The following is a 16,251-nucleotide window of genomic DNA, read 5'->3' on the forward strand; positions in this document are numbered from 1 at the left end:
CTATCAATGGTCGATAACTGGAATTATTAGAGCTAATAATGATTTAAATGATGATTCAGCTTATAGCATCAGGTCTATTTCCCCCAACTTTATCCCGCTACAGAATAAGTAGGCACGCCTGAATTTTTCTTTTTTTTGTTTTTTTAACCCTGGTATTTACGGAAGCCACCTTACAATAGCCCGCCTATCAACTTGAGCCGTAGAACTAACCTTCCCTGCTCCATGATAATAGCTTTGGGCTGATCAATAGTCATATTATAATATTGTTAATGTAGATCACTATTCAGCAAAGAACGTTAAAGAGATAAAATCTTACTTCTTTAAATAATTATACTTTTACTCAAAATACAGTATACATCGCATTCTATAATCGAGTGGGCCTGAAAGTATCTATTCTATGTTTACTTACATAACGTTGTCAAAAATTCCTTTTCGGCAACGTTCCCGGTAACGATTGCGTAAAAAGAGCCAATCAAATACTTGTTTTCTACAATTTTTCTCCCAAGTTTTAATATACTCTTACGTTAGAAATCGGTTAGTCTCAACCAGAATAAATTCAATTTACCCTCTTGTATTGTCAAACTGGCGTCGATGAATTTTACCCCTCGCAAATGATCAAAAACGCATCGATTAAGTCGCAAATAGCCAGCAAATCAGCCAGGGACAATTTTAGAAATTAGTAATAAAACAGTCAGTTTTCGGTACCTCACTCCTACTAATTCAATTGATTTTTACAACTAAACCAATACATATGAAGCCTATTTTAACGTATAGACGATCATGGAAAATCAACCTGATCTTTGTTTTATTTTGTTTTTCTTTCGCTCAGCTCTATGCGCAGACGAATACTATTACGGGCAAGATCACAGACGAAACCGGGAAACCTCTGCCGGGCGCTTCCATTTTGGTGAAATCTGCCAAAACGGGAACGATCTCGAATCAGGACGGTGTATATTCCATCTCTGCTGAGAAAAACGCAGTTCTGGTCATTAGCTCGATTAGTTTTGACACCCAGGAAGTTCCGGTCAACAATCGGTCGGTTATTGACGTATCGATGCAGGCATCCAACAAAACGCTTAATGAGGTCGTAGTGGTTGGATATGGTACGCAGAGCAAACGCGCCATCACGGGAGCCGTTGCATCTGTCGGATTTAATGAATTCAAAGACCGGTCGTTCAGCAACGTTACGCAGTCGCTGGCGGGTAAAATTGCCGGGGTAAATATTTCGCAGTCACAGGGAGCACCGGGCGTTTCGCCCATCATCCGCATACGGGGTGTCAGTTCGATTACGGCCGGAACGAATCCGCTGTTTGTCGTCGATGGCGTTCCACTAGAAAACTTCAACTTAAACCTGATCAACCCGCAGGATATTGAGTCGGTCGACGTATTGAAGGATGCATCATCGGCGGCTATTTATGGTTCGCGGGGTGCCAGTGGGGTTATTCTGGTTACCACGAAACTGGGGAAGCCCGGAAAAACCACCATCAGCGCGGGTTATGAATATGGCACGCAGACGGTGGCTCGCAAAGTGCCACTGATGAATGCGCAACAGTGGATTGGCTATTACATTGATGCCCACAACAACGCCTGGGTCGACCTGAATCCGGCGGTCAACAAAGCGTCTGACCCTAACAGTGCCCGTCCGTCAACGTATCGCATTCCCGAAGATTTCATTACTAATCCGCAGCAATTTGGCAATGGTACCGACTGGCAGGATGTCATGTTCCGGGTAGCACCGTCGCATAATGCGCAACTATCGGTTTCGGGCGGTACCGAGAAAACCCAGTTCTTATTCTCGCTGGCGTATCTGGACCAGCAGGCGGTTTTGGACGAAAACTATTACAAACGCCTGGCGCTACGTTCCAACATCAAGCATAAGGTATCAGATAAGTTTAGCCTTGGCCTGAACCTGGGGGCGACGACTATATTTGACCGCACAGAAGGGACGCAGGGTAAAAGTGATGTCATCAGTCTGGCTCAGCAAAGTGATCCGATCTTTCCGGTTTACAATGAAAATGGAAATCTGGGCTATCGCGATCCTAATTCGGTCTGGAATAAATACGTTGCCTACAATGATTTGAACCTGTGGCACCCGTATTCGCTAACTCGCTTCTATCACAAGCAGAATAAATCATTCAATACACTTGCCACCGCCTTTGCCGATTACTACGTTACCGATGATCTGAAGTTTCGGACGAGCATCAGCGGCAACCTGTTCAATACGCGACTGAACTCGTACCGGGTTAAAAACCAGGGGTATGGCTATTCAGGGTTGCTGCCAGCCGAAGGAAATGTGCAGTCGTCGTATATGCTGAACTGGCTGTCGGAAAATACGCTGACGTATGACAAACAATTTGGCGATCACAGCCTGAATGTGCTGGCCGGTTACTCAGTTCAAAAACAACGCGATGAATTTGCTACCGTTACGTCGGGCAGTTTCCCGAACGACCTGGTCGAAACCCTGAACGCGGGTGTCGTGACAAGTGGCTCCAGCACGGCTACCGAATGGTCGATGATTTCGTATCTGGCTCGTGCTCAGTACAACTACCAGAATAAATATTTCCTGACAAGCACGATTCGCCGGGATGGCAGCTCCCGTTTCGGAACGGACACTCGCTGGGGTTACTTTCCGTCGGTATCGGCTGGCTGGCTGATTTCGGACGAGTCGTTTATGAAAAATGCTACGTTCATAAACAACCTGAAATTGCGGGCCAGCTACGGCATGGCGGGTAATAACCAGATTCCGAACTACGGAGCCATTAGTTTGTTAGGCTCGTCCAACTACGTTTCTGGTGCTACGTTGGCATCGGGTCTGGCAATCGGCAATATTGCCAATACCAACCTGAAATGGGAACGGACAACTCAGTTGAACATTGGGCTGGACTTACGCATGTTGAGCGACCGCATCGGGTTATCAGCAGAGTATTATCACTCCGTTACGAATGACATGCTGCTGAACGTACCCGTACCCGATATTTCCGGCTTCTCTACGCAGTTAACGAACATCGGAAAAATGCAGAATCGCGGTGTTGAATTGAATCTGAATACGAAGAACACAACGGGTAAATTTCTCTGGACAACTGATTTTAATATCAGTTTCAACCGAAACAAAGTACTTCAACTAGGCCCCGGCAATGCACCCATTACGTATACGGACTACGTCGTGGCGGTAAAAACCGAAGTGGGTCAGCCCGTTTCTAATTTCTTCGGCTACGTAGTGGATGGCGTCTTCAAAAACCAGGTGGCTGTTGATGCCGCTCCGCACTACAGCACCACCAAACCCGGCGATCCAATTATTCGTGATGTGAATGGAGACGGCAAAATCACCGTTGACGACCGGACGACGCTGGGTAATAATCAGCCCGATTTCATTGCCGGTATTACCAATAATTTCTCCTACAAGGGATTCGATTTCTCGTTCATGCTGCAAGGTTCGTATGGCGGTGAGATTGTCAATCAGAACTTCCGCTACTTAGGGTTCTGGAACAATGGCCGGAACATGTATGCGAGTGTGGATAACCGCTGGCGTTCAGAAGCCGATCCCGGCGATGGCAAGCACTTCCGCGCAACCCTCGGCCTGACAGGTTTGCAGGATCAGTTTCATAGCCTATGGGTTGAAGATGCCTCGTTCACGCGCCTGAAAAATATTCGGGTATCGTATACGCTGCCGACCTCGCTGATGAGCAAAACGCCGTTCCGGGTAGCCCGCGTGTATGTGAACGCCGAGAACGTGTATCTGTGGAGTTCCTACACCAACTACGATCCCGAAAACACGACCTACGGCGCCAGCAATTACTCCAGCGGCAGCAATGGATTGAATGCTTCGGGTAATGCACCGAACGGTGCGTTCATTGGCGTTGACTACGGTTCGTATCCGCTTCCCCGCTCGGTAACTGTAGGCTTAAAGCTTGATTTTTAAAGAATTATAGAAAGCTTTTTATCGATTTCCCGAAGACACTGAACTTCGGGAACGTAGTAAAAATCAAACTTGAAACGACAATGAAACATATAAAACACATTCTAGCCATCGTCTGTCTCTGCCTGGCGGCCACAGGATGCAAAGAGTCTTTTTTGAATCTTAATCCAGTTTCCAACCCCACCGCCGATAATTTCAAAACCAGAGATGATTTTGAACTGGCGGTCAATGCGGCCTACGCGTCGCTGTATCTTGTTTATCATCCCGAAGGATCGGTTTCGTATGCGAATGAGCAAATGAGCGACAACGCCATTGTGTTCAACATTTCGGGTATCCAGTCCGACAAATGGCAGTTCAAGGATTACAGCCTCGCGACGTCCAATACGATGATTTATCAGTTCTGGCAGGAATATTATAAAGCGATTTTCAATGCTAACATTGTACTGGACAAGATTGAAGGCGCTAGCGTGGATGCGGGGTATAAAGACGGCGTTAAAGCCCAGATGATGTTTTTAAGGGGTCTCTATTATTTCGATATGGTTCAGCTTTGGGGCGATGTGCCGCTGGTTACGACACCATTAACAGGCGAAGAAAGTTATGGCGTGCTACGTTCTCCGCAAAGTGCTGTTTATGACCAGATTAAGAAAGACCTCATCTACGCGGCCGATAAACTGCCTTTAGCGTCGGCGATTACCATGCCAGGACGGGCCTCAAAAGGAGCTGCACAAGCGTTGCTGGGCAAAGTGTATTTAACGCTAGGCGATAAAACATCAGCGGCTACGGTCCTGAAAGAAGTCTACAACAGCAACCAGTATTCATTGCTGGCAGGCTATGCCGATTTATGGGGACCAACTGTAAAAAACACGAAAGAATCCGTTTTTGAGATTCAGTACCTGGGGGGTAATGCCTCAGCCCCCTTTAGCCGTTACTACCAGACGTTCTACCCAAACAACAACTTTCTGGGCTTTTACGGGGGCGGCATGAATCAGGTAACCGACGATCTGTACAACGAATTTGAAGCCAACGACCCTCGTCGTGATGTGTCAATTGCGCTGGGCTACAACAACTCGGGCACGTTCATTTCGCAGAAATACCCGATCAAATGGACCGATACCAAAGCGACGCAGGTTGGCGGTAACCCACTGGCTAACAACAATTTTATGGTATTACGCTACGCGGATGTGTTGCTGATGTTATCGGAGGCCAATGGCGATGCTACGTACCTTAATCTGGTGCGGACACGGGCTAAATTGCCCAAGTTTGGCGACGCTGCGTATCCTACGGCCAAATATGCAACCCTCGACCTGGCCATCGAACATGAACGACGGACAGAATTAGCGATTGAATTCCACCGCTGGTTCGATCTGAAGCGGACGAACCGCGCCATTCCGGTGCTGACGGCCAAAGGAAAAGCTATCACCCAGACGAAACTGCTGTGGCCTATTCCGCAAATTGTGCGGACGCAAAACGCAGCGATTACCCAGAACGCTGGGTACTAACAATTAGCATACCGGCCTTTCAACTTCCCGAAAGTTTAGAGCTTTCGGGAAGTTGCATTTAAGTTCTGTTTTGATTCACTAGGTCAAAACCCAGCGAGCCAACGAAACATATGATTGGCAAAATCATACAATCCGGCGAAAAAATCATACACAGTACAACCTTGAAAAAACGCATTCTTTGTACATGCTAAACCTGATTTTTAAACGAAGCCTTCTTTTTACTTTTCTAGCGACAATCATTGTCGCGTGTAGTACGGCTGAAAACGACAAAAAAGCACCCGATTCAAAACAGCTTATCATCTCGGAGAACAACCGATTTCTGGCCGTTGGCGATAACAAACCCTTCTTCTGGCTGGGCGACACGGGTTGGTTGTTGTTCGGCCGGCTGACGCGCGAAGAAGCCGAAACGTATCTGGAAAACCGGAAGCAGAAAGGCTTCAACGTCATTCAGGTAATGGTGCTGCACACGCTTAAAGTCACCAACGTATACGGCGATTCGGCGCTGATCAATAAGAACGTAGCAACGCCACTTATAACAAAAGGATCTTCCTTCGGCGACTCAACCGAATACGACTTCTGGGATCACGTTGATTTTGTGGTAGACAAAGCCGCCGAAAAAGGAATTTATATGGCGCTGGTTCCGGTTTGGGGCAATAACGTCAAACAGGGAGGGGTCAATCAGCAGCAAGCCAAAGTCTATGCGGAGTTTCTCGCCAATCGCTACAAAAACCGACCAAATATTATCTGGTTAAACGGTGGTGATATTAAAGGCGCTGACTCGCTGGACGTCTGGAAAACCATTGGCAGAACGATCAACCAGGTCGATTCGACGCATTTGATTACGTTTCATCCACGCGGTCGGTCATCGTCAACGGAGTGGTTCCACAATGAACCCTGGCTGGATTTCAACATGGTACAGTCGGGCCACAAGACCTATGCGCAGGACACATCGGCCAAAGAAACGTTGCATTACGGCGAAGACAACTGGCGCTACATTCAGGCCGATCTAGCCCTCAAGCCCACGAAACCCGATATCGACGGCGAGCCATCCTACGAGGGCATTCCGCATGGATTACACGACACTACGTTGCCGCGCTGGTCAGCCGATGATGTGCGTCGATATGGATACTGGTCCGTGCTGGCGGGTGCGTTTGGGTATACATACGGGCATAATTCGGTGATGCAGATGTACAAGACGGGCGATAAACACACGTCGTTCGGCCCGATTGAGGCCTGGGACAAAGCCATCGACGCACCCGGTGCCGGACAGATGATTCATCTGAAAAATCTGATACTGGCCCACTCCTTTTTCGACCGCGTCCCCGACCAGTCGCTGATTGCTAACCAAGGGAGTAAGTACGATTATTTAGTCGCCAGCCGGGGACCGGATTACGCACTGGTTTACACCTACACCGGCCGGAATATCAAGCTCAACATGGGCAAACTTCCGGGTAATACCGTAGCCGCTTCGTGGTTCAGTCCACACGATGGCAAAACGACCGCCATCGGCGACGTAGCGAACAAAGGGATTCAGGAATTTAACCCACCCGCCGAACCAAAAAACGGCAATGACTGGGTCTTAGTCATTCAGAAGAAATGAATCGACTCCTCTGCTCAATCATCACCCTGCTATTCCTCACGTCCTGCTCGAAGGATGTGTATATGTTCAGCTCGTTTCATGAACCGGCGAATGAAGGACTTCGGCTGATGTACAGCTACGACGGCTACAAGTGGACCGACTTGAACCGCACGTTCCTGAAACCCGAAATTGGCAATCAGAAAGTGATGCGCGATCCGTCTGTTGCACAGGGGAAAGACGGTACGTTTCATCTGGTCTGGACGAGTAGCTGGAAAGACGACAAAGGCTTCGGCTACGCCAGTTCAAAAGACCTGATTCATTGGTCAGCAGAGCGGTTTCTGCCAGTTATGGAGCACGAACCAACGACGGTGAATGTGTGGGCGCCCGAACTGTTTTACGACGACGAAGCCGATCAGTTTGTGATCATCTGGGCCTCCACCATTCCAAACCGATTTGAGCGCGGTATTGAGGAGGAGAAAAACAACCACCGGATGTATTACACGACCACGAAAGATTTCAATACCTTCACGCCAACTCAACTTTTTTTTGATCCGCAATTCAGCGTCATCGACGCCGTCATCGTAAAGCGCAAACACGCTGATTACGTGCTGGTTATGAAAGATAACTCGCGTCCAGAACGGAACATCAAAGTGGCATTTGGCGATAAAGCGACGGGACCATTCACCAACGTATCAACTCCATTCACAAAGCAATTCACCGAAGGACCATCCGTTGCCAAAGTCGGCGACGACTGGCTGATTTACTTCGACTCCTATCAGGATAAAAAATACGGTGCCGTGAAAACCCATGATTTCAAAACGTTCACCGATGTTTCCGATCAAACGGCTGTTCCTGAAGGCCACAAACACGGGACAATTTTTAAAGTGAAGAAGAAAGTTTTGACGGGGTTGTTGCATTGATGTTCGGCGTAGTCAGAGACTACGCCGAACATAGGTTTTGAAATTGAAGCTGATGAAATACAGTTTTTTAATAGCCTTTCTAATATCGCTGGCTTACGTAACGCACGCCCAGCAAACGGAGAAACGCTACCTGTCTGGCACGGGGAACGATAACACCGTGAACTGGCAATTCTATTGCACGGCAGGGCAGAATTCAGGTAAATGGACAACCATTCCGGTACCGTCGAACTGGGAGTTGCAGGGCTTTGGGAAATACAATTATGGGTTTGCCAAAGACAGTTCGCGTGGCAAAGAGCAGGGACTGTACAAGTATGCGTTTCAGGCACCGGCAGCATGGAAAGGTAAGCGAATTAACCTGGTGTTTGAAGGCGCTATGACTGATACGGAGGTAAAGCTGAACGGAAAGTCAGCCGGGTCAATGCATCAAGGTTCGTATTATGCCTTCAAATACGACGTATCAGATCTACTCAATTATGGGTCAGGGAATTTACTGGAAGCGACCGTATCGAAACACTCGACGAATGCGTCTGTCAACGAAGCCGAACGCAAAGGTGATTTCTGGATTTTCGGTGGCATTTTTCGACCCGTATATCTGGAAATTCTTCCTGCCGAACACATAGCCAACGTAGCGATCGACGCCAAAGCGAACGGTACGTTTACGGCTCAGATTCAACTCAATACAGCGGGTAAAACGACGGATGTTTCAGCCCAGATTTACACCACAAATGGACAAAAAGTCGGCACGTCCTTTAGCGCAAAAATTGAGCAGGGAAACCAATCCGTTACGTTGACGAAGGCACTACAGAATCCATTGCTGTGGACGTCCGAAACGCCAAATCGCTACAAAGTTGAATTCAGTCTGTTACAGGCAGGTAAACCAGTTCACGTAGTAACGAAGTACTTCGGTTTTCGAACCGTGGAGGTGAGGCAGCGGGATGGCATTTATGTCAACGGCACGAAAATAAAGCTCAAGGGCGTGAATCGCCATTCGTTCTGGCCGGAATCGGGACGAGCGCTGAGCAGGAAAATCAGTATTCTGGATGTGAATCTGATGAAGGACATGAGCATGAATGCCGTTCGGATGTCGCACTACCCGCCCGACGATCATTTTCTGGACATTTGCGATTCGCTGGGCTTGTTTGTGTTTGATGAACTGGCGGGCTGGCATGGCCATTACGATACGCCAACAGGTACCAAATTACTCCACGAACTCATTACACACGATGTCAATCATCCGTCGGTCATTGGCTGGATCAACGGCAACGAAGGTGGTCACAACTACGAGCTTGACCCGCTTTTCGCCAAAGAAGACATTCAAAAACGACACGTTATTCATGCCTGGGAGGATTTCGGTGGGTTCGATACGCAGCATTATCGCGAGTTCAACTACGGCATTGGCAATTACAACTACGGTCATTCGATAACACTGCCCACTGAATTTCTGCACGGTTTATATGACGGCGGCCACGGTGCAGGCATTGAGGATTATTGGGAAGCCATGTGGCACGACCCGCTGGCGGCCGGTGGTTTTCTCTGGGATTTTGCCGATCAGGGGGTGGTACGTACCGACCGAAACGGTGGAAAAGGTCCGCTCGACACCGATGGCAACCGGGGTGCCGATGGTATTGTGGGGCCGTACCGTGAAAAAGAAGGCAGTTACTTTACGGTTAAGGAAGTCTGGTCGCCGATCAAGCTGGAGCATCGGGAAATTACACCGACGTTTGACGGTACGTTCCCGATTGAAAACCGCTACCACTTCACCAACACGAACCAGTGTTCGTTCACCGGAAAACTAATTAAAGTGGGCGGGCCAAATGACGTGGTGAAACCCGTTGAAAAGACATTTTCTGTTACGGTTCCCAGCTTGAAACCGCTCGAAAAAGGTGCGTTGAAAGCCAGTCTGCCCGCCGATTGGAAAACCTACGATTTTCTGTACATCACAGCCGTTGACCCCCACAAACGAGAACTCTTTACCTGGAGCTTTCCGATCTCGTTACCCAATAAAATCACCTCGTCGCTCGTCAAAACCGACGGTGCGGGTACTGTAGCAAGGACCGAAACAGATTCCCTTTACAACGTAACAGCGAACGGGATAAAGTTATCGTTCAGCAAACGAAACGGCCTTTTGAAACAGGTGGGCAACACCACTGGAACGATTCCGCTGACCAACGGCCCCGTTTTGCAGGAAGGCGTCAACAATTTCAAAAATATCACCCAACGTACTGACGGCTCGGCGGTTATCATCGAATCGACGTTCGATCGAAAAAGTAGCTACAATACGGTACAGTGGACTATTTATCCATCAGGTTGGGTAAAAATGAAGGTACGCTACTTCCCGGATGGCTATTTCACCTTTATGAACGGCGTCAATTTCTCCTTCCCCGAAAGCGAAATGAAGGGCGTTAAATGGATGGGAAAAGGTCCGTATCGTGTCTGGAAAAATCGCATGAAAGGCGGTGCGCTGGGTGTCTGGCACAAAGCCTACAACAACACCGAAACGGGCGAGCAACCGCTGATTTACCCCGAATTCAAAGGCTATCACGCCAACATGTACTGGTGCAAATTTGAAGCAGCCGGTAACCCGTTCACCGTAGCAACGGAAAATGAAGATGTCTTTTTTCGACTCTTCACACCAGCCTGGAAAACAGATCAGTGGCACAACTACGAACCCATTTTTCCGTCGGGCGATATTTCATTCATGCAGGGCATCAGCAGTATTGGCACCAAAACACAACGGAACGAAACCACCGGCCCAATGGGGCAGAAATACGCGTTTTACGACTACGAAAAAGAACCCGCCCGCGCCAAAGAACTGACGTTGTACTTTGACTTTTCGGGAAAATGAAATTGCATGAAACCCTCAACCCCCTGAAGGGGGCTTTCCTCATACTCAATCAAAGCCCCCTTCAGGGGGTTGGGGGTATTGCTAATAGTTGAACAAAATGAAACGAACCCTCGCCACCTTATTTCTTTCCTTCCTCACCTCGCTCACCTTTGCGCAGGAGGCCCAGATCTGGGTGGCGCCGGATGGATCGGATGCAAATGCGGGAACGAAAGAGAAGCCTGTGGCGAGCGTACAAATGGCATTGCGTAAGGTTCGTGAACTGCGTCGGTTAGCGGACCCAGGTGTTGCCAAAGGCGCACATATCTATCTGAAAAATGGGCTATACGCGTTGAGCGAGCCCGTTTTCATTCGTCCCGAAGACTCCGGTACGTCAGCCAGTCCAACCGTTATCGAAGCGGCACATGATGAAAAGCCAGTTTTAAGCGGTGGCATAGCTGTCACGAACTGGCAGAAAGTAAGAGGCAACGTAGCGGATTTACCCAAAGAAGCCGTTGGAAAAGTCTGGATAGCTGACGCGCCCAAAGTCGGTGGTCGGCCGATTGAGTTCCGGCAGTTGTGGGTGAACGGTGAAAAAGCGACGCGTGCCAAAGACACACCCTATCCGCTGATGAACCGGATTTTGTCGTGGAATAAACAGGAACAAACCTGCTGGATTCCGGCCCCTAAATTTGGTGATTTGTCGAAAGCGGCTGGCCTCGAAATGCTCATTCATCAATGGTGGGCGATTGCCAATCTCCGCGTTAAACGTCTTGAGGTAAAAGGCGATAGTGCAAAACTCTGGTTCCATCAGCCCGAAAGCCGCATTCAGTCCGAGCATCCGTGGCCAGCGCCCTGGATTTCGAAGGAAACCGGTAACTCCGCATTTTACCTGAGCAACGCTATTCAGTTTCTGAACCAGCCCGGCGAATGGTTTCTGGATACCAGAGCCGAAAAAATCTATTACATCCCTCGTCCGAACGAAAACCTCGCCACGGCACAGGTTATCGCGCCCTCGCTCGAAACGCTGGTACGTATCACGGGAACAGTTGACCATCCGGTGTCAAACGTCCTGTTCAAAGGCATCGCGTTTCAGCATACGGGCTGGCTGCGGCCTTCGCAACAGGGGCACGTGCCGCATCAGGCGGGGCTGTACATGCTGGATGCCTACAAGCTGAAGATTCCAGGGACACCCGATAAAAAGTCATTGGAAAACCAGGCATGGGTTGGGCGTCCGGCAGCAGGGGTTGAGGTGAATTTTGCCAATCATACGGCCATCGAGAATTGTCAGTTCGAGCACATGGCGGCCACCGGGCTCGATTACCACAAAGGTGTTCAGGACAATATCATTCGGGGCAATCTGTTCAGCGACATTGGCGGTACGGGCATTCAGGCGGGTGTTTTTGCTGATGAAGCCACCGAGATTCATTTACCTTACAACCCTACCGACGAACGGGACGTGTGCAGCAACTTACTCATTAGCAACAACCTGATTACCAACGTAACAAACGAAGACTGGGGCAGTGTTGGCATTGGTGCGGGCTACGTCCGAGGGATCACGATCGAGCACAACGAGATCAGCAACGTATCGTACAGCGGCATCAGCCTGGGGTGGGGCTGGACACGTACCATCAACGCCATGCGGAACAATACCGTGGTGGCAAACAAAATTCATCACTTCGCCAAGCACCTATACGATGCGGCCGCCATTTATACGCTCTCGGCGCAACCCGGTTCGATCATCGCGGAGAATTACATTGACAGCGTTTACAAAGCACCGTATGCTCATCTTCCGACGCACTGGTTTTACCTGTACACAGACGAAGGTTCGTCGTATTTCACGATAAAGGATAACTGGACGCCCTCGGAGAAATACCTCCAAAATGCCAACGGTCCCAACAATGCATGGACGCACAATGGGCCGCAGGTGGCCGATAGCATCAAAACGAAAGCAGGTCTTCAGGCACCGTACCTGAATCTACTACGTAGCAAAACGTCCGTCGATCCGAAATGGGGAATCAATAAAGAAAATCCGGTCATTGTTGAACTAGTCGCAAATGCGGGCCAAGTTATTGATTTACAGAAACTAAAAGCTGTTTTGATTCGCACGAAGATCAATCCCGAATCGCTGTATCAGTGGGGAAATCACTACGTTATTTTCGATAAAGTGCAGGACGTATCCGTGCTCAGTGGGCGATTACAGTCCGCTTTTCCGGGCACGACGATCAAGACGTACTATGATCTATTTTACGAATTCAACCGAGACCGTTGCGGCAACAACGCCAAAGCCAGCGAGTGGGAACATACTATTTTAACCGCGAATCTGGTTGCCGATCCAAAACTCCAGAACGAGTATCTGGACTATCACGCTACGCAGTTTGAGAAATGGCCGGAGGTCGCCAAAGGGTTTTGTAACGCCAATTTTCAGCAACTGCTTTTATACAGAAACGGTCGGCAACTGATGCTGGTCATCAGTGTTCCCAAAGGCGAAAGTTTAGACAAACTCAATCCCAAAACCACAGACAACAACCCGCGCGTCGATGAGTGGAATGCCCGCATGAAGAAGTATCAGGAAGGCATTTCCGGCACAAAACCGGGCGAGGTTTGGGTGGAATTGAAAGCTATAAAGAATTAAACAAAACGCATGTTACGATTAGGCATTTTAGGATTAGGCGAAGGACGTAGCACCATGTCGGCGGCATTGTCGAGCCCAAATTATGAGTTGGTCAAGGTCTGTGATCAGAAGATCGAGCTGTGTCAGCAACGGGCCAAGGAATTTGATTTTCAGAGCTATACGACCAATTATCAGGACTTACTCGACGACCCGACGCTTGATGTTATCGCGATTTATACGCCCGATAAATTCCACGCGGAACACACCAAACAGGCGCTACTGCATGGCAAGCACGTCGTTTGCACCAAGCCGTTTATTGATGATTTATCGAAAGCGAAAGAGCTCATCGACATCAGCGAGAAAACGGGCAAAAAGGTATTCGTGGGGCAGAGTTCCCGCTTTTTCGAGCCGATGAAGAAGCAACGTAGTGATTTTGAAAAGGGCCTGATCGGTGAGTTGATTACCATCGAAGGCTACTATCACGCCGATCATCGCTGGTTTCTGGACAAAGGGTGGTCGCTCGAAAATGCGTTCAAATGGCTCTACGGTGGTCTCAGTCATCCCGTTGATTTCATTCGCTGGTATCTACCGAATATTGAGGAGGTGATGGGCTACGGCATGCTCAGCGCCAACGGACGGAAAGGCGGTTTAAAAAATGCCGATACGATGCACTTCATTTTTAAAGCTACCGACGGACGTATTGCCCGCGTGAGTGGTGCCTACACCGGCCCCGTGCAACCGGTCGTCCGCGACTCCGAAATGAGCTGTATTCTTCGCGGCACGGAAGGGTGTTCTCAGGCCGATTATATGGATTTGCGCTACGCCATTACGACCAATACCGGCGAGGAAATTGTGCAGACCTGGGAGCATAAACTGAAGCATTATTTCCGGTTTGAGGGCAAAAGTCACCACGCGGGCGAATACCAGAATTACCTCGATTATTTCGCTACGTGCCTGGAATCGGGCCAGACGGCGTACCCGGATATTCGGGAAGGAATCGGTACGGTTGCCTTGCTTCAATCGATGGACAAGTCCCTGCAAACCGGCCAGCCGGTGAAGGTGCAGGACGTATTGAGAGAGCACGGGCTGTAGGTTGTTTTCGCTTGGCTTTGCCGAGTGAAGAGTATAGCTTAGAGCTTAGGGCGTCCCGCCGTATTCATTATGTCAGCAATGGGCCAGAGGCCCTTGAAAATATACTCTTCACTCGGCAAAGCCAAACAAAAACGGTGCCCGGTCGGAAAGCTAAGTGAAAAGGGAGAATACGTAATAAAACCTATGAACAACATTACCGACCGCTTAACTGCGTTAGATTATTTTATCGTCCTGGCGTACCTGATTATTCTGGCGGTGATTGGCTACAAAGCCAGTGTGCCGAAAAAAGGTCAGCCGGACGAGACGCTATTTCTGGCGAATAAGTCGCTGGGATGGGCGAGTATTGGGTTCAATATGTGGGGCACCAACGTTGGGCCGTCCATGCTGCTGGCGTTTGCGAGTATCGGGTATAGCACGGGGATCGTGGCGATCAATTTCGACTGGTACGCATTCGTCTTTCTGTTTTTGCTGGCCATCGTTTTCGCACCTAAATACCTGGCCGCCAACGTAACGACCATGCCCGAATTTATGGGCCAGCGGTACGGCGAATCGACCCAGACGATTCTGGCGTGGTATGCGCTCATCAAAATTCTGATTTCCTGGCTGTCGCTGGGGCTGTTTGCGGGCGGGTTTCTGGTACGTCAGATTCTGGGCATTCCAATGTGGCAGTCGGTAACTGTGCTCGTGCTGTTTGCCGGACTGTTCGCGTATACGGGCGGACTGAAAGCCATTGCCAGGGTGAATGTGTTCCAGATGATTTTGCTGATTGGCGTATCGTTAACACTTACGATTCTTGGCATCAACAAAGTGGGAGGTCTGGAAGCCGTTTTCCAGAAAGCCCCCATCGGATACTGGAGTCTGATTCATCCGGCCAGCGACACAAAGTACCCCTGGCCTGCTATTTTGCTAGGCTATCCGGTGGCAGCTGTGGCCTTTTTCTGCACCGATCAGTCGATGGTGCAATCGGTGCTGGGTGCTAAAAATCTGGAGCAGGGACAGTTGGGCGTCAACTTCATTGGCTGGCTCAAAATCCTGTCGCTGCCGTTGTTTATTCTGCCGGGGATTCTTTGTTTCATTCTGTTTCCAAACCTGAAAGACCCCGCCGAAGCTTACATGACGATGGTGACCAACCTGTTTCCACCGGGCATGAACGGGCTGGTCATTGTAGTCTTGATTGCGGTGCTGGTTGGCACGATTGGTTCGTCGTTAAATTCACTGAGTACGGTCTTCACGATGGATGTGTATGCCCGAAAAATCAACCCCAACGCCAGCAATGCTCAACTGATCAAAGTGGGACGGATGACGGTTATTGTGGGTTGTCTGTTTGCCGTCGGGATGGCGCTGGCCATTGACAGCATCAAAGGACTGAATCTATTCGACGTATTTCAGTCGGTGCTGGGGTTCATTGCCCCGCCTTTATCGGTCGTTTTCCTGCTGACAGTCTTCTGGAAACGCACCACCCGAAAAGCCGTAAACACCGTGTTATCAATCGGCTCGGCCTTTAGTCTGGGAGTCGGCATCGTGTATTTGTGGGTTCTTCCGCCCGACAAATACAGCTTTTGGCCGCATTATCTGTTGCTGTCGTTCGCCATTTTTGCGATACTGTTAATTACGGCTATTTTGATTTCACTGCTCGATAAAAATCCGGCCATTTATACGCCCGTTACGTTGCGATCAGACGCCATCAAACCAACTCGTCGCGTGTGGATTGCCTGGATTTCACTGATTATCACAATGGTGGGATTGTATTTAGTTTTTGATTGAAGTAGCCTGGACGGCCACGTTCGGGTAGCAAAAAGCATTAATTTAC

The 16,251-nt window shown here is 49.2% G+C and carries 8 protein-coding genes; all 8 read left to right on the forward strand.

What is annotated here, in order from left to right; all coding sequences use genetic code 11:
* Window positions 1-751: 751 nt before the first annotated feature.
* The 8 genes from BM202_RS12355 to BM202_RS12390 all read left to right on the forward strand — a co-directional run bounded on the left by BM202_RS12355 (window position 752) and on the right by BM202_RS12390 (window position 16,205).
* A complete protein-coding gene (locus BM202_RS12355) occupies window positions 752-3,919 on the forward strand; it encodes a SusC/RagA family TonB-linked outer membrane protein (RefSeq protein WP_093826430.1) in 3,168 nt (1,055 codons plus the stop codon).
* Window positions 3,920-3,999: 80 nt separating this feature from the next.
* Window positions 4,000-5,415: a RagB/SusD family nutrient uptake outer membrane protein gene (locus BM202_RS12360; protein WP_093826432.1), complete on the forward strand. Its 1,416-nt coding sequence runs from the start codon at window positions 4,000-4,002 to the stop codon at window positions 5,413-5,415.
* Window positions 5,416-5,599: 184 nt separating this feature from the next.
* On the forward strand, window positions 5,600-7,015 hold the full coding sequence (locus BM202_RS12365; protein ID WP_093826434.1) for a glycoside hydrolase family 140 protein: 1,416 nt from the start codon (window positions 5,600-5,602) through the stop codon (window positions 7,013-7,015).
* Window positions 7,012-7,914 carry a glycoside hydrolase family 43 protein gene (locus BM202_RS12370; RefSeq protein ID WP_093826436.1) on the forward strand — a complete coding sequence of 301 codons (903 nt, stop codon included), beginning with the start codon at window positions 7,012-7,014 and terminating at the stop codon, window positions 7,912-7,914. Before BM202_RS12365 ends, BM202_RS12370 begins: the two co-directional genes overlap by 4 nt.
* Window positions 7,915-7,966: 52 nt before the next feature.
* Entirely contained in the window at window positions 7,967-10,759 is a 2,793-nt protein-coding gene (locus tag BM202_RS12375) for a glycoside hydrolase family 2 TIM barrel-domain containing protein (protein ID WP_093826438.1), read from the forward strand.
* Window positions 10,760-10,856: 97 nt separating this feature from the next.
* A complete protein-coding gene (locus BM202_RS12380) occupies window positions 10,857-13,370 on the forward strand; it encodes an L-rhamnose mutarotase (RefSeq protein ID WP_093826441.1) in 2,514 nt (837 codons plus the stop codon).
* Between the two features lie 9 nt (window positions 13,371-13,379).
* On the forward strand, window positions 13,380-14,441 hold the full coding sequence (locus BM202_RS12385) for a Gfo/Idh/MocA family protein (protein WP_093826443.1): 1,062 nt from the start codon (window positions 13,380-13,382) through the stop codon (window positions 14,439-14,441).
* Between the two features lie 183 nt (window positions 14,442-14,624).
* A complete protein-coding gene (locus tag BM202_RS12390; RefSeq protein WP_093826445.1) occupies window positions 14,625-16,205 on the forward strand; it encodes a sodium:solute symporter family transporter in 1,581 nt (526 codons plus the stop codon).
* Window positions 16,206-16,251 lie beyond the last annotated feature (46 nt).

Source organism: Spirosoma endophyticum, from assembly GCF_900112365.1.
GTDB lineage: Bacteria > Bacteroidota > Bacteroidia > Cytophagales > Spirosomataceae > Spirosoma > Spirosoma endophyticum.

Excerpts from the sequence above, each read along its gene's own strand:
- BM202_RS12355 (WP_093826430.1), top strand. The coding sequence starts at position 752 with ATGAAGCCTATTTTAACGTATAGACGATCATGGAAAATCAACCTGATC.
- BM202_RS12370 (WP_093826436.1), top strand. The coding sequence starts at position 7,012 with ATGAATCGACTCCTCTGCTCAATCATCACCCTGCTATTCCTCACGTCC.
- BM202_RS12385 (WP_093826443.1), top strand. The coding sequence starts at position 13,380 with ATGTTACGATTAGGCATTTTAGGATTAGGCGAAGGACGTAGCACCATG.
- BM202_RS12375 (WP_093826438.1), top strand. The coding sequence starts at position 7,967 with ATGAAATACAGTTTTTTAATAGCCTTTCTAATATCGCTGGCTTACGTA.
- BM202_RS12380 (WP_093826441.1), top strand. The coding sequence starts at position 10,857 with ATGAAACGAACCCTCGCCACCTTATTTCTTTCCTTCCTCACCTCGCTC.
- BM202_RS12390 (WP_093826445.1), top strand. The coding sequence starts at position 14,625 with ATGAACAACATTACCGACCGCTTAACTGCGTTAGATTATTTTATCGTC.
- BM202_RS12365 (WP_093826434.1), top strand. The coding sequence starts at position 5,600 with ATGCTAAACCTGATTTTTAAACGAAGCCTTCTTTTTACTTTTCTAGCG.
- BM202_RS12360 (WP_093826432.1), top strand. The coding sequence starts at position 4,000 with ATGAAACATATAAAACACATTCTAGCCATCGTCTGTCTCTGCCTGGCG.